General features: G+C 40.1%; 16 protein-coding genes and 2 pseudogenes. 17 read left to right on the top strand and 1 reads right to left on the bottom strand.

Annotated features, from left to right (window positions below):
* Positions 1–2: 2 nt before the first annotated feature.
* The 9 genes from FZ941_RS05925 (at position 3) to FZ941_RS05965 (ending at position 10,516) form a co-directional block, all read left to right on the top strand.
* Entirely contained in the window at positions 3–278 is a 276-nt protein-coding gene (locus FZ941_RS05925) for a YggT family protein (protein ID WP_005590800.1), read from the top strand.
* Positions 272–1,057 carry an RNA-binding protein gene (locus tag FZ941_RS05930; RefSeq protein ID WP_148887198.1) on the top strand — a complete coding sequence of 262 codons (786 nt, stop codon included), beginning with the start codon at positions 272–274 and terminating at the stop codon, positions 1,055–1,057. Before FZ941_RS05925 ends, FZ941_RS05930 begins: the two co-directional genes overlap by 7 nt.
* 9 nt (positions 1,058–1,066) lie before the next feature.
* Positions 1,067–1,852: a DivIVA domain-containing protein gene (locus FZ941_RS05935; RefSeq protein ID WP_148887199.1), complete on the top strand. Its 786-nt coding sequence runs from the start codon at positions 1,067–1,069 to the stop codon at positions 1,850–1,852.
* Between the two features lie 252 nt (positions 1,853–2,104).
* Positions 2,105–4,897, top strand: a complete 2,793-nt coding sequence (ileS, locus tag FZ941_RS05940; protein WP_148887200.1) for an isoleucine--tRNA ligase — start codon at positions 2,105–2,107, stop codon at positions 4,895–4,897.
* 190 nt (positions 4,898–5,087) lie between these two features.
* Entirely contained in the window at positions 5,088–5,540 is a 453-nt protein-coding gene (locus FZ941_RS05945) for an NUDIX domain-containing protein (protein WP_148887201.1), read from the top strand.
* 99 nt (positions 5,541–5,639) lie between these two features.
* Positions 5,640–5,942 carry a DUF1827 family protein gene (locus FZ941_RS05950; protein ID WP_005590795.1) on the top strand — a complete coding sequence of 101 codons (303 nt, stop codon included), beginning with the start codon at positions 5,640–5,642 and terminating at the stop codon, positions 5,940–5,942.
* Positions 5,943–6,216: 274 nt separating this feature from the next.
* Entirely contained in the window at positions 6,217–7,341 is a 1,125-nt protein-coding gene (locus tag FZ941_RS05955; protein ID WP_125407029.1) for an AI-2E family transporter, read from the top strand.
* Positions 7,342–7,438: 97 nt separating this feature from the next.
* Positions 7,439–9,085, top strand: coding sequence for a phosphoenolpyruvate carboxykinase (ATP) (locus tag FZ941_RS05960; RefSeq protein ID WP_148887202.1), 1,647 nt, complete (start codon positions 7,439–7,441; stop codon positions 9,083–9,085).
* A 90-nt stretch (positions 9,086–9,175) separates the two neighbouring features.
* Positions 9,176–10,516: a hemolysin family protein gene (locus tag FZ941_RS05965; RefSeq protein WP_148887203.1), complete on the top strand. Its 1,341-nt coding sequence runs from the start codon at positions 9,176–9,178 to the stop codon at positions 10,514–10,516.
* 348 nt (positions 10,517–10,864) lie between these two features.
* Here FZ941_RS05965 and FZ941_RS05970 read toward each other — a convergent pair.
* A pseudogene (locus FZ941_RS05970) lies at positions 10,865–10,960 on the bottom strand (trehalose operon repressor); the annotation flags it as partial.
* 23 nt (positions 10,961–10,983) lie between these two features.
* On the opposite strand from FZ941_RS05970, the pseudogene FZ941_RS10765 reads away from it, so the two are divergent.
* The 8 genes and pseudogenes from FZ941_RS10765 to secA2 all read left to right on the top strand — a co-directional run.
* Positions 10,984–11,085 (top strand): annotated as a pseudogene (locus FZ941_RS10765) (DUF3459 domain-containing protein); the annotation flags it as partial.
* A gap of 379 nt (positions 11,086–11,464) precedes the next feature.
* Positions 11,465–12,262, top strand: coding sequence for a pyruvate formate-lyase-activating protein (gene pflA / locus FZ941_RS05980; protein WP_148887204.1), 798 nt, complete (start codon positions 11,465–11,467; stop codon positions 12,260–12,262).
* Between the two features lie 503 nt (positions 12,263–12,765).
* Entirely contained in the window at positions 12,766–13,989 is a 1,224-nt protein-coding gene (locus FZ941_RS05990) for a glycosyltransferase (protein WP_148887205.1), read from the top strand.
* A 167-nt stretch (positions 13,990–14,156) separates the two neighbouring features.
* Positions 14,157–15,416, top strand: coding sequence for an accessory Sec system protein translocase subunit SecY2 (gene secY2, locus FZ941_RS05995; protein WP_148887206.1), 1,260 nt, complete (start codon positions 14,157–14,159; stop codon positions 15,414–15,416).
* A 6-nt stretch (positions 15,417–15,422) separates the two neighbouring features.
* Entirely contained in the window at positions 15,423–17,030 is a 1,608-nt protein-coding gene (asp1, locus tag FZ941_RS06000) for an accessory Sec system protein Asp1 (protein WP_148887207.1), read from the top strand.
* Positions 17,017–18,576, top strand: coding sequence for an accessory Sec system protein Asp2 (gene asp2 / locus FZ941_RS06005; protein WP_148887208.1), 1,560 nt, complete (start codon positions 17,017–17,019; stop codon positions 18,574–18,576). Before asp1 ends, asp2 begins: the two co-directional genes overlap by 14 nt.
* Positions 18,573–19,607 (top strand): accessory Sec system protein Asp3, encoded by a 1,035-nt coding sequence (gene asp3 / locus FZ941_RS06010; protein ID WP_148887209.1) that lies wholly within the window; start codon positions 18,573–18,575, stop codon positions 19,605–19,607. Before asp2 ends, asp3 begins: the two co-directional genes overlap by 4 nt.
* Positions 19,597–21,984: an accessory Sec system translocase SecA2 gene (secA2, locus tag FZ941_RS06015; RefSeq protein ID WP_148887210.1), complete on the top strand. Its 2,388-nt coding sequence runs from the start codon at positions 19,597–19,599 to the stop codon at positions 21,982–21,984. Before asp3 ends, secA2 begins: the two co-directional genes overlap by 11 nt.
* Positions 21,985–22,038: the final 54 nt, after the last annotated feature.

Raw genomic sequence — 22,038 nt, forward strand, 5'->3', positions numbered from 1 at the left:
TAATGATTTACTTTATTTTAAAATTAGTTTCTAATCTAATTGATCTTTACTCCCTTCTCGTCTTCATCTATGCACTCTTGTCTTGGTTCCCTGGAGCTTACCAAACAGCCCTAGGAAGGCTTGTCGGTTCTCTGGTTGAACCATTTTTGCGTTTATTCCGCAGGTTACCTTTGCAGTTTGGTAGATTAGACTTTACTGTTCTGGTGGCACTTTTTGCCTTGAGAGTGCTTGATACCTTATTTCTCCATTTCCTTGCTTCCTTGTTATTGCTATGGTAAACAATATCTATCAGCATTATTCTCAGGATGATCAAGATTTTCTGGATAAAAGCATGGAATTGCTTCAAAGAGTAGAAAATCAATATAGCTATGAGACGACTGCTTTTTTGAATCCTCATCAGGTCAATATTCTCAAAAATTTGAGTAAGCAATATGATGTGCAAGTATTTTCTAGTTCAGATTATTTTCCAAGTGAGTTTGCTAAAGTATTGATTGCACCTACCTATTATCAATTAGAACTCGAAGATTTCGATGTGGTCTTGCTAGAGATTACCTATGCAAGTAAGTTCTATAAGGTGACTCATTCACAAATTATGGGAACCCTTTTGCATCAGCTAGGGATTGAGAGGCGGACGTTTGGCGATATCATCGTCGTGGATGACCGTGCACAAGTATTTGTGGATAGAAGATTAGAAGAATATTTCATTACGAATGTTTCTAAAATAGCTAAAGTTCCAGTTCGGCTAAGAAGAGTTGATTTCAGAGATCAGTTACAAGACTCACCAGCGACTAAAACAACAGATGTTTTGGCCTCTAGTCTCAGATTGGATAAGCTGGTAGCCACAGTCTTTAAGTTATCACGTAGTCAAGCTGTGGAACTAATCATGGGGAAGCAGGTAAAGCAGAACTACAGAACCATTGATAATCCTAGCCAACAGCTCTCTTTGGGCGATTTGATTAGCGTTAGGAAATATGGAAGATTTAAGATTTTAACAGAAAATGGTTTTTCCAAAAACGGGAAGCATAAACTAACAGTTGAATTATTACCTAGCAAATAAGGAGGAAATATGGCACTAACATCATTAGATATTAGAGATAAAGCTTTTTCGACCAAATTTAGAGGGTATGATATTGATGAAGTTGAAGAATTTCTTGATATCATTGTCAATGATTATGAGGAGCTAATCCGCGAGAATCATGAGAAAGAAGCAAAAATCCGCAATCTTGAAGAGCGCCTAATTTATTTTGATGAAATGAAAGACTCGCTCAGCCAATCTGTTTTGATTGCACAAGATACAGCAGAGCGGGTCAAACAGGCTGCACAAGAACGTTCAGGAAATATTGTGCAGCAAGCAGAGCAAGATGCGCAACGTTTATTAGATAGAGCCAAGTATAAGGCAAATGATATTCTTCGTCAGGCTACAGATAACGCCAAAAGAGTAGCTGTTGAGACAGAAGAATTGAAAAATAAAACACGTGTCTTTCATCAGCGCCTCAAATCGACGATTGAAAGTCAGCTAAGTATTGTTGATTCTCAAGATTGGGAAGATATTCTTCGCCCAACTGCTGCCTATCTCCAAACCAGTGATGAAGCCTTTAAAATGGTAGTTGAAGAAGCGCTTGGAGAAAAAGTCGAGCTAGAGGAAGAAGTGGATGTTACGCGCCAATTCTCACCGGAAGAATTAGCTGAATTACAAGAACGAATTGAGCAAGCAAATCGAGATTTGGCAGAAACACAGACTCTTCAGACTATAGATGAAGAGCTGATCCAAGCACAACAGAAAGAAATTTTAGAATCTGGAGAACTTTCAGATTTGGATGAAGATTCTAAAGTTCAAGTGGATCTTTTATAAGTGCAGAAACACAAGGCAAACAAAATATTTTCAGCGAACAGGTGGTGGTGAAAGACCTGTAATCCCTTTTGTTTGACTTATCATTCTGTTTCATCGTTTCTGAAGCGAGTAAGAAACGACGTCCGCCTACGTTACGGGCTAAGAGGGACAGGTTTTTTCCTGTCTAAACAAAGGTGGTACCACGAATTTTCGTCCTTTCGGAGAAGTTTGTGGTTTTTTATTTTGAAAATTATGATGGAATAAGGAGACTAAATGAAACTCAAAGAAACCCTGAATCTTGGGAAAACTGCATTTCCAATGCGTGCTGGCTTGCCAAATAAAGAACCAATCTGGCAAAAAGAATGGGAAGAAGCAAAACTTTACCAACGTCGTCAAGAATTGAACCAAGGAAAACCACATTTCACCTTGCATGATGGCCCTCCGTATGCAAACGGAAATATCCACGTTGGACACGCAATGAACAAGATTTCTAAGGATATTATTGTTCGTTCAAAATCCATGTCAGGTTTTTACGCCCCTTACATCCCAGGCTGGGATACACATGGTCTGCCAATCGAGCAAGTTTTGGCAAAACAAGGTGTTAAACGTAAAGAAATGGACTTGGTTGAGTACTTGAAACTTTGCCGTGAGTATGCTCTCTCTCAAGTTGACAAACAGCGAGAAGACTTTAAACGTTTGGGTGTTTCTGGTGACTGGGAAAACCCTTATGTGACCTTGACTCCAGACTATGAAGCGGCTCAAATCCGTGTCTTTGGTGAAATGGCTAAGAAAGGCTATATCTATCGTGGTGCCAAGCCAGTTTACTGGTCATGGTCATCTGAGTCAGCCCTGGCTGAAGCGGAAATTGAATACCATGACTTGCTTTCAACCTCCCTTTATTATGCCAATCCAGTTAAAGATGGGAAAGGTGTTCTAGATACAGACACCTATATTGTCGTATGGACAACGACTCCATTTACCATCACAGCTTCTCGTGGATTGACAGTTGGAGCGGATATTGATTATTTAGTCGTACAACCAGCTGGTGAAACTCGTAAGTTTGTAGTTGCTGCAGAATTGTTGAACAGTTTGTCTGAGAAATTTGGTTGGGCTGATGTACAAGTCTTAGCAACTTACCGTGGTCAAGAATTGAACCACATTGTGACAGCTCACCCTTGGGATTCTTCTGTAGATGAGCTGGTGATTCTTGGTGACCACGTTACGACTGACTCCGGTACAGGTATCGTCCATACAGCCCCTGGTTTTGGTGAGGATGACTACAATGTTGGCGTTGCTAATGGTCTTGAAGTTGCTGTAACAGTTAACGAACGCGGTATCATGATGGAAAATGCTGGTCCTGATTTTGCAGGTCAGTTCTATGATAAGGTTGTTCCAACTGTTATCGAAAAACTTGGTAATCTTCTTCTTGCACAAGAAGAAATTTCTCACTCATATCCATTTGACTGGCGTACGAAAAAACCAATCATCTGGCGTGCAGTGCCACAGTGGTTTGCTTCTGTATCTAAATTCCGCCAAGAAATCTTAGACGAAATTGAAAAAGTGAAATTCCACTCAGAATGGGGTAAAGTTCGTCTTTACAACATGATTCGTGACCGTGGCGACTGGGTTATCTCTCGTCAACGTGCCTGGGGAGTTCCCCTTCCTATCTTCTACGCAGAAGACGGAACACCAATCATGACAGCTGAGACCATCGAACATGTGGCTCAACTCTTTGAAGAGCACGGCTCTATTGTCTGGTGGGAACGTGATGCTAAAGACCTCTTGCCAGAAGGATTTACGCATCCAGGTTCACCAAATGGCGAATTCAAGAAAGAAACGGATATCATGGACGTTTGGTTCGACTCAGGCTCATCATGGAATGGAGTTGTAGTAAACCGCCCAGAACTCAAATACCCAGCAGACCTTTACCTAGAAGGTTCTGACCAATACCGTGGTTGGTTCAACTCATCACTCATCACATCAGTTGCCAACCATGGCGTAGCACCATACAAACAAATCTTGTCGCAAGGATTTGCCCTTGATGGTAAAGGTGAAAAGATGTCTAAATCTCTTGGAAATACCATTGCTCCAAGCGATGTTGAAAAACAATTTGGCGCGGAAATCTTGCGTCTCTGGGTAACAAGTGTTGACTCAAGCAACGACGTTCGTATCTCTATGGATATCTTGAGCCAAGTCTCTGAAACGTATCGTAAGATCCGTAACACTCTTCGTTTCTTGATTGCCAACACTTCTGACTTTAACCCAGCGCAGGACGTAGTCGCTTACGATGAGCTTCGTTCCGTTGATAAGTACATGACCATCCGCTTTAACCAGCTTGTTAAGACCATTCGTGATGCCTATGCTGATTTTGAATTCTTGACAATCTACAAGGCCTTGGTGAACTTTATCAACGTTGACTTATCAGCCTTCTACCTTGACTTCGCCAAGGATGTTGTCTACATCGAAGGTGCCAAATCAATCGAACGCCGTCAAATGCAGACAGTCTTCTATGACATTCTTGTCAAAATCACGAAACTCTTGACACCAATCCTTCCTCACACTGCGGAAGAAATCTGGTCATATCTTGAGTTTGAAGCTGAAGACTTCGTTCAATTGTCAGAATTACCAGAAGCGGAAACTTTTGCCAACCAAGAAGAAATCTTGGATACATGGTCAGCCTTCATGGACTTCCGTGGACAAGCTCAAAAAGCCTTGGAAGAAGCTCGTAATGCGAAAGTTATTGGTAAATCACTCGAAGCACATCTAACAGTTTATCCAAATGAAGTGGTGAAAACGCTTCTTGGAGCAGTGGATAGCAATGTAGCCCAACTTTTAATCGTGTCTGAATTGACCATCGCAGAAGGTGCAGCGCCAGAAGGAGCAGTAAGCTTCGAAGATGTTGCCTTTACAGTTGAACGTGCAGCTGGTGAAGTTTGTGACCGTTGCCGTCGTATCGATCCAACTACTGCGGAACGTAGCTACCATGCAGTCATCTGTGACCACTGTGCAAGCATCGTAGAAGAAAACTTTGCGGACGCAGTAGCTCAAGGGTTTGAAGAAAAATAAGCCAGCCGAATCTTATTGGATTTGACTGATAAGTAAAAGAAGGTCTGTCTCACTTGAGGCGGACTTTTTCACTTGAAAACTAAGGAACTGGACTTCTTTGTGAAAGCTGAAAAAATAAGTTTAAACTCTTGACAGGCTAGTATAAGTTATTTATGATAGTAATAAAGATTAGAAGGAATGAGGAAAGATAATGGCCCATCCAGTATTTGGATTTCATGAGGAAAATGTCGAATATGTGACGCGTTATGGAGTTTATGCAGTAATTCCGGATGAAAAGAAAGAAAATATTATTTTAGTGCAAGCTCCTAATGGCGCTTGGTTTCTTCCTGGAGGTCAAATGGAAGAAGGAGAAGACCAGCTGGCTACTCTCGAGCGGGAATTGCTGGAAGAGCTTGGTTTTAGTATCCAGGTAGGAGATTACTTTGGTCAAGCGGATGAATATTTTTACTCTCGCCATCGGGACACGCATTTTTATAATCCAGCCTATATTTATGAAGCCCTTTCGTATCAGGAAGTAGAAAAGCCGCTGGAAGACTTCAATAATCTGGCATGGTTTCCTGTCGATCTTGCGATTGAAAAATTGAAACGTGGCAGCCATAAATGGGGAATTGAGCAGTGGAAGCGCAAATATCAGAATAACTAGCCTGCTATATTTAAAATGATATAAATTACAGGCAATCGTTCACAATTCCTGAAAAACGTGTTATAATAATAGCGACGATTTAAGGTAGGAGGCAAATGAATGAAGCTTATAAATACGACGAATACCCACGCAGAATTAGTAAAAAATCAGTTGGAAAGCACAGATGCAACCCTTGTAGAGGTTTATTCTGCAGGCAATAGTGATGTTATTTTCACAGAGGCCCCTAGCCATTACGAAATTCTCATTTCAAATAAGCATCGTGCGATACGAGAGCAAGAAATTGAAAAAATTAGAGAATTCTTTTTGAAACGAAAAATTGACCAAAAGAATATTGACGCCTCTGCTATTCGGACGATCTATGCCAATAGTTTGATTGAGATTTCAATCCCGATTAAGGGCTAATCATCTGCTTAAGATTTTAAACTTTTATAGTATTATCAATTGATCATCTGCTTCCTGATGGAAGTGATATCAAAAATCACTTGAAAGTCTGTGCTTTTCAGCCCTTGCCTTTCAGGTGATTTTTTATTTGTCTGATTTAGATTTTGATGGCGAGATCTTTTGTGACTAGCCAAATTCTTCGAACTTAATAATGTTTCCATTTTTATTCTTTCTTTTATGAAATCACCTTTATTTTATGATAAATTATGGTAAAATAACTTGGAGGAGAGTAAAGATGTTTCATAAAAGTAAGTTAATGTTTTGGACCAGTGAAGTCTTGTTGCTGACGATTATCTTTTTCATCTGGCGCCAGATGGGAGATATGATTACGCCAGTGGTGAGCGTTATCAATACGATTTTAATTCCTTTTGTTATGGGAGGATTTCTCTACTATATTACAAATCCTCTGGTGACACTGCTCGAAAAAAAGTTGAAAATCAATCGAATTTTCGGGATTTTAATCACTCTTTTCCTACTGTTTGGTCTAGTGACAGTCGGAGTAATCTACCTTTTGCCAATTTTGATTAACCAGCTGTCCAGTTTGATTAATTCGACGCAAAATCTCTATTGGGAAATACAGAGTTTTGTCAATCAATTATCCAAAAATCCCCTCTTTAAGAGTTTAAATATTCAGTCTACTATCCAGCAACTTAATCTATCTTATGTAGATATTCTGCAAAATATTTTAAATAGTGTTACCAATAGTCTGGGTAGCGTAGTGTCTGCTGTCATCAATACCCTCATGATTCTCATCATGACCCCGATTTTTTTGGTCTACTTCTTGATGGATGGACACAAGCTTTTGCCTATGCTGGAGCGGACTGTTCTCAAGCGCGATAAGCTTAATATATCTAGTCTCTTGACCAATCTCAATGCGACCGTTGCCCGTTATATCAGTGGTATTTCGATTGATGCCTTGCTGATTGGAACCTTAGCTTATATTGGTTACAGTGTCATTGGACTCAAGTATGCCTTAGTATTTGCTATTTTCTCGGCTTTAGCTAACTTGATCCCTTATGTGGGCCCTAGTATTGGCTTGATTCCCATGCTGATTACCTACTTTTTTACTGACCCTAATAAAATGCTGGCAGCCTTAATCTATATGTTGATTATCCAGCAGATTGATGGGAATATCCTCTATCCTCGTATTGTTGGGAGTGTTATGAAAGTGCACCCTATTACGATTATGGTTCTCTTGCTTCTTTCAAGTAATATCTATGGTATTATGGGCATGATTGTAGCGATTCCGACCTACTCCATCCTCAAGGAAATTGTGAAATTCCTTGCCAACCTCTATGACAATCACAAAGAAGCTCAGCAGCAAAAGAAGAATGAAGAATTTGGTATTATAAAAAAATAGGAGAAAGCTCACCTTTCTCTTTTTTACTGCATTTTTTATGGTCTATCATTGGATATTTATGCTAAAATAATAGTAATAGCATAAAGGAGGTATCGTTATGGTAACACGTCGTAAATTTTCTCCGCAAGAAATAAGAAAAGATTCTTCTTATTTTTCGCCCTTGAAGACCATTGTAGAGACAGCCTTTTATGAGAATCAGGTTCAGGCAATCAAGACCGTAGAAGAGGCCTATCAACTGGCCTCGGTAGCTGCTGGAACGGTTGTGCTGGACATGCCGGTGATTCATACTAAGGAGCTGGGACTTCCTTCTTATGCCCGCGTTTTATTGACTAATTCGGGGGCGGTTGTCGGCCGAACTGCCAAGGCTAGACGAATTTATGGCATAGATCGTCAGGAAGATGAGCACTTGCTGTTTCTGGTTCGTAGTGCTGTTTATCAGGCACATCAGAGGACCTTTTATAAGGCAGATGCAGTCGTGGGGCTGGATGAGGACTTCATGGTTTGCGCCCATCTGATGGTTCCTCAGGAAGAAATCAACAATCTCTATTCTTGGCTCTTGAATTTCCAGATTTTGGATGAGGAATTTAAGAATCGCCTACGAGCTTCTAAAAAGTACGAGGAAAATGATATCTTTGTCTTTTTTGATCCCAAGTGGACGCATCCAGACTATCCAGAAGGTTTGGTTTACTTTGATACCAATCATAATTGCGCCGTTATTCTGGGTTTAAATTATTTCGGGGAGCTGAAAAAGGCAACCTTGACTTTGGCGTGGGGAACAGCGGCCAGAAATGGCTATGTTGCCTGCCACGGGGGCTTGAAAATTTTCAAGCAAAATACGGACAAAGAGGACTATGTTGCATCTTTCTTTGGTCTATCCGGTTCAGGAAAATCCACATTGACGCATGCTAAACATGACCATAAATATGACATCAAGGTTCTCCATGACGATGCCTTCATTATCTCGGTCAAGGATGGCTCCTCTATTGCCCTCGAACCGTCTTATTTTGACAAGACCAATGACTACCCTACGGGTCACAGTGAGCAGGATTTCTTTGTCACCGTGCAGAATTGTGGAGTGACGCTGGATGAAAATGGGCGGAAAAAGCTAGTAACAGAGGACATCCGCAATGGGAATGGACGGACTGTCAAATCGCGCTTTGCGACTCCAAATCGAGTAGACCGGATTGATGAGCCCATCAATGCTATCTTCTGGATTATGAAAGATGATTCTCTGCCGCCACTGGTTAAGATCAATGATCCGCTGATGGCTTCCACAATGGGCTGCACCCTGATGACCAAGCGCTCAAATGCTGAGAATGTCACTGGCTTGCATGATGATTTGGTTATTGAGCCCTATGCCAATCCTTTCCGCGTTTATCCACTGGTAGAAGATTATCGGAAATTCCGTCGTTTATTTGAGTCAGGCGTTGCTTGCTACATTATCAATACTGGTTTTTACATGGGCAAGGGCATCTCAAAGGAAGTATCTTTAGATATTATCGAGCAGATTGTAGACGGCAAGGTTCAATTTAAGCCTTTTGGTCCTTTGGAAGGTTTTGAGTACCTAGATTATAAGGGTTATGCTGTTCCAAACTTTGACGACAAGTACAGACAGCTCATTCGTGAAAGAATGCAGGTTCGCTTAAACTTCCTGCTGGCCTTCAATCAGAAATATCCCAAGACAGCCCTGCCTGTCGGAGCTATTTCTCGGCTAGAAAAAGTCTTGCAGGATTTGGAGAATTAAGATGCAAAACGCTTTCCAATAAATCTTTGTGCACGAATCCTAAAAATATGTTATAATCAAGGTTGATCATAATTTTTAGGAGAAGAATCCATGGAAGACCCTGGCAGTCAGAGTATTTTATTGCAAGCAATACTGCTATTCGTTTTAACCTTACTAAATGCCTTTTTCTCAGCTTCTGAGATGGCGATGGTATCACTCAATCGAGCTCGCGTCGAGCAGAAAGCCGAGGAAGGCGATGCCAAATACATTCGTTTATTAAAAGTTCTTGAAAGTCCCAATAACTTTCTGTCAACGATTCAGGTCGGTATCACCGTCATCAATATCCTGTCGGGGGCAAGCTTTGCGGACAATCTAGGGAAAATCTTTGCTTCTTGGATGGGTGATTCCAAAACGGCACATGCAGTTGCTAGTTTCTTGGCACTTGCTCTTTTGACCTATATTTCCATTGTTTTGGGCGAGCTTTATCCTAAGCGGATTGCCATGAATCTCAAGGATAGTTTGGCGATTCGCACTGCGCCAGTGATTATCTTCCTAGGGAAAATCGTCAGTCCTTTCGTTTGGTTGCTCTCAGCTTCGACTAATCTCCTTAGTCGGATTACGCCGATGCAGTTCGACGATGCAGACGAAAAGATGACGCGGGATGAGATTGAGTACATGTTGACTAAGAGCGAGGAGACGCTGGATGCAGACGAAATCGAAATGTTGCAGGGTATTTTCTCGCTGGATGAGCTGATGGCGCGTGAACTCATGGTGCCGCGGACAGATGCCTTTATGGTTGATATTCAGGATGATACTCAAGAAATCATCAAAAGCATTCTCAAGCAGAGTTTTTCGCGGATTCCTGTCTATGATGGCGACAAGGACAATGTCATTGGTCTCATTCACACAAAACGTCTATTGAATGAAGGCTTTGTAAATGGTTTTGACAATATTGTTCTGCGTAGGATTCTGCAGGAGCCACTCTTTGTACCGGAAACCATGTTTGTCGATGATTTGCTAAAGGAATTACGTAATACGCAAAACCAAATGGCGATTCTCTTGGATGAGTATGGCGGTATGGCTGGTCTGGTTACGCTGGAAGACCTCTTGGAGGAGATTGTCGGTGAGATTGACGATGAGACAGACAAGGCTGAAATCGAGGTCCATGAAATCGGTGAGAATACCTACATTGTCTTAGGAACCATGACCCTCAATGACTTTAATGAATACTTTGAAGTTGAAATCGATAGTGATGATGTGGATACTATTGCTGGTTATTATCTGACTGGTGTTGGGACCATTCCAAATCCAACAGAACGGCTCAGCTATGAAGTGGAAAGTCAGAATAAAAAACTGATTTTGACCAATGACAAGGTCAAGAATGGCCGTGTCACCAAGGTGAAAGTGGAAATATCTGAAATCATTGAAGAAAATGAAGAAGCTGAAAAATAAATTCAGCTTCTTTTTAAGTTTTCCGCAAGATTTTTATAAGGAATGCTTAAGCTGAGAGTCTTATACTAGTCTCAACAAATAAGAAACGAGGGCAGTCCAATGACGTATAAAGTAAAAGTAACCTATCAGAAATTATTTATTCGCTCCAAGTTAAACAAAGCAGCCTAACCAGTACTAGCAATAGAAGCAAGAAATAGATTCTCGTATCAACATTTCATAAATTTTCATATCATCTCCTAAATATAAACAACGTATAAAACTAAAAACAAACTAAAGAACAGGAAAACTCCTCTGATAGCTAGATTTTAGCTGACAGAGGAGATTTTTTATGCTCGCTGAATCAAAACTTCATTCTTTCTGTCGTGTGGCAAAGTCCACAAAGCGAAATTTATCTAGTTTGTGCCGGCTCTCTGTATACTGAAACTGGCGGCCGTCGGAGAGATAGAAGATAGAGCATTTTTAGATATTATCAAATTAGGCAGGTGCTGATTTCGAATTACGAGGAGACAGCAGTAGCCGCGACTATGACTTTGAAACCCTATGAAACATTAGCTATTCTAGTAAAATAATGATTAAAACCAGCTTAAGCTTCTTTTAAGTATGGTGCAGTATACTAAAAGCATCAAATGAAGACCTCTTAACTTTATTTGATAGAAGGAGTCCTTTAGTTTAACAGATGAGCAGCTGTTATAGCTATAGTTCCGCACCTTTTTTTCATAACAATCTCCGAAAAGGTCGCCCTCTAGGGCGGCTTTTTTTATGGAGAAAGATGGAAACGGAGAGTAGTAGTTTTTAGAAAAACTGAAAAACTCTATCTGTTGTAACACAATGAAAATGAAATTGAAAAACAGTTTGTTTTCTAAAAAATAGGCAGAATCTATCTATTTTTAGTCAAATCGTGGTATAATATAAATAAAATAAAACGTTTTCAAGTGCAAGAGGGTTATTATGGTTGAAGAAGCGATTGATTATGGAAAAGTAACGGGAATGGTGCACTCTACGGAGAGTTTTGGGGCAGTGGATGGACCAGGTATCCGCTTCATCGTCTTTTTACAAGGCTGTCATATGCGTTGTCAATATTGCCACAATCCAGATACTTGGGAGATGGAGACCAACAAATCTCAGCTGCGGACCGTGGATGATGTCCTACAAGAAGCTCTTCGTTACAAAGGTTTCTGGGGTAATAAAGGTGGCATTACAGTCAGCGGGGGAGAAGCACTTCTGCAAATCGACTTTTTGATTGCCTTCTTTACTAAGGCCAAAGAACTGGGGATTCATTGTACGCTGGATACTTGCGCTCTGCCTTTTAGAAACACACCTCGTTACCTAGAAAAGTTTAATAAACTGATGGCGGTGACGGATTTGGTTTTGCTGGATATCAAGGAAATTGATGAAGCACAGCATAGAATCGTGACCAGCCAGACGAATAAAAACATCTTGGCCTGTGCGAAATACCTATCAGATATTGGGAAGCCAGTGTGGATTCGACACGTTCTGGTGCCAGGTTTGACGGACCGTGATGAGGACTTGATTGAGCTAGGTAAGTTTGTGAAAACACTCAAGAACGTTGATAAGTTTGAAATCCTTCCTTACCATACTATGGGAGAATTCAAGTGGCGGGAGTTGGGCATTCCTTATTCACTGGAAGGGGTGAAGCCACCGACTGCTGATCGGGTCAAGAATGCCAAGGAACTGATGCATACAGAATCTTACACCGAATACATGAATCGGGTGCATAATAACTAAGTGATGTAAGTAGGGTAAGATGAGGCTGGGACAAAAGTCCTAGCCTCTCAATTGTCTTTGGATTGTCGAGCAAGACGCAGTGGTTGAGTGGGCTCTACTAGGCTGATTTCATCCGCTTATACAGTCCTACTCAACTGTGCGGAGGTAGGATGACGAAATCGAATTCTAACGAATTACCGATTTCTGTCCCACTCTCATTTTTCTCAAGAAAATACCTGCTAATTCTTTGAGATGGCCTAATTCTATAAGTTTTGATAGCATGATCAGCATCTATTTAAAGATGTTATAGGTGGCGGCTGTCTGATTTTAAAAGGATGGATATATTAGAAGCGCTTATAGCAAGCCTTCTTCTTTTTCCTGCTTAGCTTTCACCTCTCTTTTAAGGCTAGAAAAGTTAGGTCTAGCTTCCAAGAAGGCGTTTGAATAAAGGCGGAATTTATGGTATAATGAGCCCTAATAGTGATCTTTTTAGAGAATATCATAAACATAGTAGGAGTAGTATTTTGGGAAATAAAAAAGCCATTGTGGTTTCAGGAGATTATGGGTATATCAGACAGATTGAAACGACCATAAAATCTCTTTGCTGTCATCATAAAAATTTAGATATTTATGTTTTCAATCAGGACATTCCTCAAGAATGGTTTTACTATACGCGTCAGAAGGTAGAAGCAGCTGGTAGTCAGTTGAACGATGTGAAATTGTTTAATGATCAGATTGACGATCAGGTGAAATCGAAATGGGAAGCTGGAACTTATGCTCACATCAACTACATGGCTTACGGGCGCTATTTTATACCGAATTATGTTGAAGCAGATAGAGTCTTATATTTAGATTGTGATATTGTTGTGACACGAAATCTGGACCATCTTTTTGAGATGGATATGGAGGATTATTATGTAGCAACGATTCGCGCGACGTATGGAGTAGGCTTGGGCTTTAATTCTGGAGTGCTGCTCATCAATAATAAGCGTTGGCGTGAAGAAAACATGGCTCAGCAATTGGTTGAGTTGACAGATAGGGAATTAGCCAATTTTACTGAAGGTGATCAGTCTATCTTGAATTTGATGTTTGAGGGCAAAAAACTTGATTTGGAAGATACTTACAATTTTCAAATCGGCTTTGACATGGGAGCTGCGCTAGATAAGCATGACTGGATTTTCGAAATCCCACTTTCCCCACTACCTGCTGTTTTGCATTATATTTCTGGTCAAAAACCATGGAACACTGTTTCCAACATGCGTCTGCGTGAAGTATGGTGGTTTTACAATTCTCTTGATTGGTCTACAATTATTGAGACAGATGAATTTGATGTCGAGAAAGCTATTAAACAGAGGGATGAAGGCTTTGCTCTCCATTGTGTAACCCTGACAAACTCAGATAGACTAGAGGGAATTGAAGATTTGGCGAGTGCATTACCAAACTGTCTATTTCATATTGCTGCCTACACACAGATGTCTGATAAGTTACTCAAACTGATGGCTTATGAAAATATTCGTTTGCACCCTGCAATTTTGCCATATCCTTTGAGAGATTTACTTGCAAGCAGCGACATTTATCTTGATATCAATCACGATCAGAAATTCGATACTGTAATTAGAGAGTTTCAAGAGTCTGGTAAGCCTGTTTATTCCTTTGATAATGTACAAACAGAAGGGATTTCAGAGCAAGTATTCTCACATGAGAACTATCAGGAAATGGTGGAAAAAATTCGATCAGATTTTAATTAAATGACGAATTGTCCTACATTTTGTAATCGAAATAGAGAAAGCAAGTTGATTCCTTATCTATAATTCTATGGAATGGGCTTGCTTTCTTAAGTCTTTGGCTTAAAAGACAAGTTTATGTATGAAAAGAGGACTCTGGGCAAGTCCAAAATACAAATAAAGGATAATAAATGGAGCACTTTGGTCTTAAGATAAAGAAGCGTCAGAATATTTTTAGAAAGAGAATCCTCTTTACACTGTTCATCATTGCTATTTATATATTAGGAAGACATATCTTGCTTCCGGGCTACAATGGCAGTATGGAAGCTTTTCGGATAAAGGAAGACAATCCCTTGGCCGCTTTGTATTTGCTGGCAGGAATTGATGTTTCTCAGATTTCAGTATTTTCTCTAGGCTTAGGGCCTTGGATTACGACCATGATTGTATGGCAAGTCATGAACCTAAAGAAAAGCTGGAATATACAAGCTTGGTCTCTTAAAAAAACGGATTTCTTTCAAAAAATCCTAACCTTGTTCTTTGCGATTGTGCAGGGACTAGCCATTATGTACACCGCTTATAGAGGAAATGGTCGCTTTCTACTTCTCGTGGATGATTGGCTCTATAATCTAGCAGTTTTATTCACAGTTGTGACAGGTAGTTTTATCATTATTTGGTTGTCAAGTCTTAATACTCGTAAGGGAGTGGGAGGGTCAACCATTATTATCATTTCAGGTATTTTACTCCAGTTTGCTGACCAATTAATAGTCCTGCTTGGGAAATCCTTGTCTTCTGTCCGAGGAGGAATGATTTTAGTTGTGGCTTTATTGGCCTATCTTCTCTTGACTTTTGTTGCTGTCGTATGTGAGAAAGCCGAGATACGTCTGCCTCTCAATCGGATCATGTTAAGCAGTCGCTACTATGATAAATCTTATTTGCCAATTAAGTTCATTCCTTCTGGTGGAATGCCCATTATGTATGCAACAAGTGTCTTGATGTTGTTCCAATTATTACTAGACTGGACAGGGAAAGGATTTTCAGTAAAATTTGGGAATTTGTTTGACTTTACAAAGCCCTTGGGTCTCTTTGTTTATCTAGTTGCGATTTACTTGTTGGGTATTTTGTTTGCCTATATCAATTTGGAACCAGAAGAGACAGCGAAACGCTTGCAGCGTCAGGGAGAATATTTTGACTATATTCAGCCTGGGAAAGAAACCTTAAAAGTGTTAAAACACTATATTTCTTTGCAATCAAATATAGGAGCTATCTATCTCATCTTGTATGTCGGCCTGCCCTATTTTATTAATTTCTTCTTGCCTTTGCCAAGTTTCTTTTTGACCTTGCCAAGCACACTAGTCATTTTGATCAGCATGCTCTTGCCCTTGCGTGAAGAAATACGAATCTTAAGAATCGGGACTTATTATCATAAAGAACTAGAAGTAAAAGGAGAATAGAGGGATATGTTTTACTTTGTACCGTCTTGGTATAAACAAGATCGAAAATGGTATTCTACTGCCCTACCTTTCTATCTGCAACCGAAAAATATGATGTTTGATGATGCCGTAAATTTACTGCGGATGTTTCAACAATCAGGCGAGTCCAACTCTATCCTGATTTTGAATTATTCACCTCATATTCGGACCTTCTTTTATCAACAGAGAATCTCGTCAGAAGACATGTGGAATCTATTTGATAGCATACAAGGTCTAATAGATGTGCCTGCACGAAAAATTCGTTTGGATGATTTGAAATGGCCGCAGGGAGCAGAAATCTTTTATACTCCTTTTATTGTCGATGTTCACGTTGATCACCTACCTCATGCTCAGATTAATTTTTCACAAATAGGTAATATTTTTGATATTACCTATTTTGAAAATAATCAGATAGATTATCAGCTTGTTTTTGATGACCGTGGCTTTGTCTCCAGTATTATCTATTTTGAGCACAATCAGCCTTATTATCAGGACTATCTGAATGCACAAGGGATATGGCAATTCAGAGAATTTTTGACAGCCGATAACCAGCAGGTCATTATCAATCCTGAGGCACAGGGCACATTTGCCAAGGATGTCTATCAGAATATTGAGGAGCTTGTTAAAGAAAAGCTGGAGCAGCATTTGGCTTCTGTTTTAACCAAGGATGATTCGATTATTGTTTCAGCAGATGTGCAGCATAATCATTTTTTCCAACGGATTAAGAAGGATCATCTTGTTGTTCTGTCCTTCTTTGGCAATCGTTATCCGATTACGAATACAGAACAATTATTCTCTGATTTAAAAGATACACCATTTTTTGTGGTAGATAGCTTAGATAAAATCGAGAAGATTGCAGGACAAGTAGAGGAAGTAGAAGAAGAGCAACTTCCTGCTTATTATGAGATTCCCCCCTATGACACTCAGTTGAATCTTGGGCATAGTCAGCGGAAAAAAGAGTTGATTGTCTATGTCAATTTCGATACTTTACCAGAGCACCATCTCCAATATGTCTTTACTTCCCTATTTGATATGATGTTACAACATGAGTGGATTGACTTACTGGTTGGGACACAGAGTCAGGACTTTGGTCGAGAAGCCTATATAAAACAAGTGCTAGAAAGCTATCTATCACTTAAGCCAGAATATGAACAAGACTTGATTTTTGTTGATAAAGAGAAAAGAGCGAGAGGTGAGAACCGAGTTCTTGATGATGAAGAGGAGATTGTTCGCGAACGGATTGATACTGTAGTGATTCAGAGTGATACTGATTTGGCCAAAGCCTTGCAGTATGCTCGTATCATCTTAGACTTGGGAAGTCCGGCCGATATCCGAACTCAAATTGCGGGTATCAGTGGAGGGATTCCTCAGGTGAATTTGTATAATTCTTCCTATGTGAAGCATGGCGAAAATGGTTGGATCATGGATGATATTTCCAGCCTGAAAGACGCCCTCTTGTACTATCTGACTGATTTGGAGCATTGGAATCAGTCTTTGGTGCATTCGGTTAAGAGGATTGAGCTGTATACAAGGGGAGAAATTGTCGAAATGTGGAAAAATACGATAAAGGAATTAAAGCTAAATGAACAGAATTAGTGTCCTACAGATTGCCAATGAGAATTGGCAGCACCAATATGAGATTCCTAGTAATATCGCATGGACATTTGTTAAACCAGAAGATATCATGTCTCTCTTGCCCGAAGATATTGGTATTTTAAAAAAGGATGGGAAGAAACCGAAGGCTGCTAAGCCCTATGATGTTGTATTGGTCGATACTGTTGAGCATTTTGAGTACATCACAGTATTAGACAGCTTAATTCAGGTTTATCGCTTGTTTTATCATGAGCGCTGTCAAATCACTACAAAAACTTTGGAAAGATTCCTTTTACGCAAAAGGGCCGTTCAGTCTACTTTTGAAGATCCAGCTCAGATGCTGTATCTATTTTCACGGGGCTTTTCTTCTAAGCAAAGTGGTACCAAGCTCAGTGTTAATCATCTAGCCGTCAATCCCTCCTTCTCAGGTCAGATTAACTATGAAGGAACTAACTATCTCCGTCTGTGTGGTCAATATGGTGAGGATTACCAAACTGTAGCAACCTATCAGTACAATATCTTTCTGAGTGCAGACGCCCCTTTGGATTTATGGCCAGAGTTCAGAAATTCTGAAGATTGCGTAATTCGTTATGTCATCAAGGGTTATCCAGTTGGCAATTCTCCCATGCAAGAATGGATTTATGATGAAGAATCTTTTGATAAGCCTCTCGTTTTGGATACCAGCGATTCTTATTACCTAAGCGTCAGTGTTCAAGTAAAAGGTCAAGGAATTGTGAAAATTGGACCATTCCACCATCGCCAGTCTCATTTGGGTTATGGAGACTTGTTGATCGGTGGAAATCGTGTCGTGGATAAAAATCGGGAGGAATTGATTTACTACTTCCATCCTGGTGATTTGAAGCCACCTCTCAATATTTATTTTTCTGGTTATCGTCCAGCTGAAGGGTTTGAGGGATACTGGATGATGAACAATTTGGGAGCGCCTTTCTTGTTGATTGGAGATCCACGTTCTGAGGGTGGTGCTTTCTATCTCGGCTCAGAAGAGCTAGAGCAAAAGCTTGTTCAGGTTATTCATCACTGTTTAGATGAATTAGGCTTTACAAGGGATCAGTTGACCTTATCCGGACTATCAATGGGGACCTTTGGAGCCCTGTATTATGCCTCCAAGTTAGAGCCTCATGCAGTGATTGTCGGTAAGCCCTTAGTAAATTTAGGCGATATTGCAGAGAATGAATCCACGATTCGTCCTGGAGGTTTTCCTACTTCTTTAGATTTGGTGCTTCGTACAACAGGAGAATTATCAGAGGAAGGAATAGCTCAACTTAATGAGCACTTCTGGACATCGTTCAAAGAAGCTAATTTTTCAAGGACGAAATTTATTGTGTCTTATATGTATCATGATGACTACGATGGTACGGCCTACCCTGATATGCTAGAAGAGCTAGGGAAGCGAGCTTATCGCGTTAATGTCATTAGTAAAGGATTGACTGGCCGACATAATGATGATACGCAAGGAATTGTCGAATGGTTCTTTAATCAATATAAAACTTTATTAGTGAATAGTTTTGAAAGGAAGTTTGATTCGTGAGATACAAGGAAGAAATCTATTTTGCTTATTGGGATATGCAAAGTGTATCACAGTATCTATATGGATCGTCTGTGAAGCTGCTAGCAGATGGGCATGTTTTATATGAGAATCAATTCATGCCGTCTGGTACAGTCATTCATGAATGGCATTCGCAAGCAAACTATCAGGCTTTACGAAATACGAGCCAGCTTCCTGAATTGAAGCGAGGAGAAAAATATATCTTTGGGAGCCATCTGGAGACTCTTCCTGAAAATTCGACCTACTTGAAGATTGAGTTTTTGAATGCGCGTGATGAGGAGATTTTTAATCAAATTATTAAGCAGGGTGAGACGATGAGCGTTCGTGTTCCTAATAATACCCATCATTATAAAGTTCAATTAGTGAGTTCAGGTTGCCATCGTTTCTTGTTTGAAAGCATCTATATTGCTGAAGAAGGTGTGGCAGATTATACTGTCGATCGCTATTGGATTTCGAAATTGTTGCATAAGGACGTCAATCAAGAGACGATTTACGTTTGCTTTACGGAGCCTGATTTCAATCGGACGGGCTACATTCCAGAAATTGTTCGGGAACATTTTCCAAATTTGTTGGTAGTCAATTCTTCCTATAAAGACGCTCTTTTGTATATGGGAAAAGAGTTTTTCGAAATCTTGCTTGGAACAATTGAAAAGCTATCTCGAGAATATTCTTTTGAAAAGGTCGCTTTTGCTGGCTATGGGCCGATTTCAAATATCGCAGCCTTGCTTTACTCGCAGCAATTTGAAAATGCCTATGCTTTAGTAACTGATGATTTTATGTCAGAATTGGATTATCAGCATATTCTGGATCGCTATCGAAATAGGGTGAATTATCCTATGTTCAGAGATTTGCTGCTTGAACGCTTCAATCCAGCTAGAGTAAAAGAATATGCCCATCTGAAAAATAGGCCACGGGTACTAACCAAAATTGATTATTTGTTGGATCAGTCCTTTTTGCTTCAAAAAATAGACTTGGAGAAAACGGAAGAGTGGATGAGAAAGAATGAAGCCTAAAAAATTACATTTAGCTAATTCCTTTAAACTAAGGCGTTATAAAAAAATCTTAGAAAAGATTAATCAGCTTTCTGATAATTATGCAGCCATGTCAGATGAAGAATTACAGTCCAAAACTCAATGGTTTAAAGGCCGTCTTTCTAAGGGAGAAAGGCTACAGGAAATTTTACCAGAAGCCTATGCCACCATTCGTGAAGCGGCTAAGCGTGTCTTGGGGCTCTATCCTTACGATGTGCAAATCTTAGGTGCCTTAGTCATGCAAGACAATCAGATTGCCGAGATGAGGACGGGAGAGGGCAAAACACTAACAGCAGTTCTGCCCTTGTACTTAAATGCTTTAACTGGAAACAGCACCATCTTGGTTACGGCCAATGAGTATTTGGCGATACGTGACGCTAAACAAATGGCTCCTGTTTTTCATTACTTAGGAATGACAGTTGGGATTGGTGTTTCAGAAAATCCAGCTAAAAAATTGAAGGTTGCGCAAAAGCAGCGGATTTATCAAAGTGATATCGTGTATACAACACATAGTGCGCTGGGATTTGACTACCTTGAAGAAAATTTAGCGACCTCTCAAGCAAAGAAATTCTTGCCTAAGTTCTATTTCTGTTTAGTGGATGAGGTTGATGCAGCTCTCTTGGATAGTGCCCAGATGCCTCTGATTATATCAGGCTCTCCGCGGGTTCAGTCCAATCTATTTGTTACCTGTGATGAGTTTGTTAAGACCTTGAAGGAAGGGGAAGATTTTAAGCTAGATTCGACTCGGACTTCAGTCTGGTTGACGAGAAAAGGTGTCAAGGAAGCAGAAGTATACTTCCGTGTACAAAATGCTTACGATCCAAATAACTACCAACTGATCCGTCAAATCAATTTGGCCTTAAGGGCCAATCATTTATTTGAAAAAGATCGTCAGTATACTGTAGAAAATGGCGAAGTCAAGTTGATGGATGAGGCAACAGGGCGAGTTTTAGAAGGGAATAAACTTCAATCTGGTTTGCACCAAGCTTTGGAAGCGAGAGAACGCGTAAAGATTTCCTTAGAAACACGCTCCATGGCCTCTATTACCTATCAAAATCTGTTCAAGATGTTTCCTAAATTGGCGGGGATGACGGGTACAGGGAAGGTCTGTGAAGATGAATTTCGTGAAGTGTATGACTTGGGAGTAGTCGTTGTACCAACTAGAAAACCCAATCAACGGATTGATTATCCAGATGAGATTTATCTAACTATCCCTCAAAAACTTTATGCTTCTTTGGATTATATTAAAAAACTACACAAAAAGGGGCAGCCAGTTCTGATTGCGACAGGATCGGTAAGAATGTCAGAAATTTACTCCATGCTCCTACTGCAGGAAGGAATTGCTCATAACGTGCTAAATGCCTACAATGCAGCAAAAGAAGCAGAGATGATTGCACAGGCTGGCCGGCGTTCTGCGGTAACCGTCGCAACCTCTATGGCTGGTCGGGGAACGGATATTATCTTAGAAGAAGGTGTTGCTAAATTAGGCGGACTGGCGGTTATTGGAACAGAGAGAATGTCCAGTGAACGAGTGGATTTACAGCTTCGTGGTCGTGCAGGCCGTCAAGGTGCGCCTGGACTAAGTAAATTCTTTGTTTCACTCGAAGATGACATTATTACGAAGACTGGCAGTAAGTGGATCAATGATTTTTATCAGAAAGAAGTCGATAAGCCAGAGGAAAAACAGAAGATTCATCTAAAATCGGTTCGTATTAAATATGAGGTGACAGAAGCTCAGAGAAACAGCGATAATGCGGCAGCTGCTTCAAGACGATCAACGGAGCAGTATGACGAAAGTATCCGAATTCAACGGCAGATCATCTATAATAAACGGAATGACATCATTGCTCATCCGGATTTTGATTTAGATTATTTTCTATCTGTGCTATCAGATGCCATGGATGCTTATGTGAAGAAACATCCCTTTAAAGAGCAAGATGATTTGTATCGTTTTGTTTTGGATAACATTAGTTACTATTGTCAAGACATTCCAAAAAATCTAGATGTGACAAATATTCAGCAAGTCAAAAAATTTCTAACCAAGCTTTTTATTGAAGAATATCAGCGAAAACGAGATAGGATTGAGGATTCAGATATGTTTGAACAGTTTCAACGTACCGTAGTGCTAAGAGCAGTGGATGATTGCTGGGTGGAGCAAGTTGACTATCTCCAACAATTTCAAACTTTAGTGGTTAGTCAAGGTTATGCACAAAAGAATCCTGTATATGAGTTTCATAAAGAGGCTTTTGAGTCATATAAGAGAATGAATGCAGACATGAATCTTAAAATTATAAAAAATATGGCGCTTAGTTATGTCAATGTTCAGCCTACAGGGAAATTAGAGGTTTTCTTTGGCTAAAGTTTTGACAGATTGTGCTATAGACTTTATAATAAGGATATAACTGCATTCGGG

It is taken from the genome of Streptococcus sp. Marseille-P6264 (assembly GCF_902460355.1).
Lineage (GTDB): Bacteria > Bacillota > Bacilli > Lactobacillales > Streptococcaceae > Streptococcus.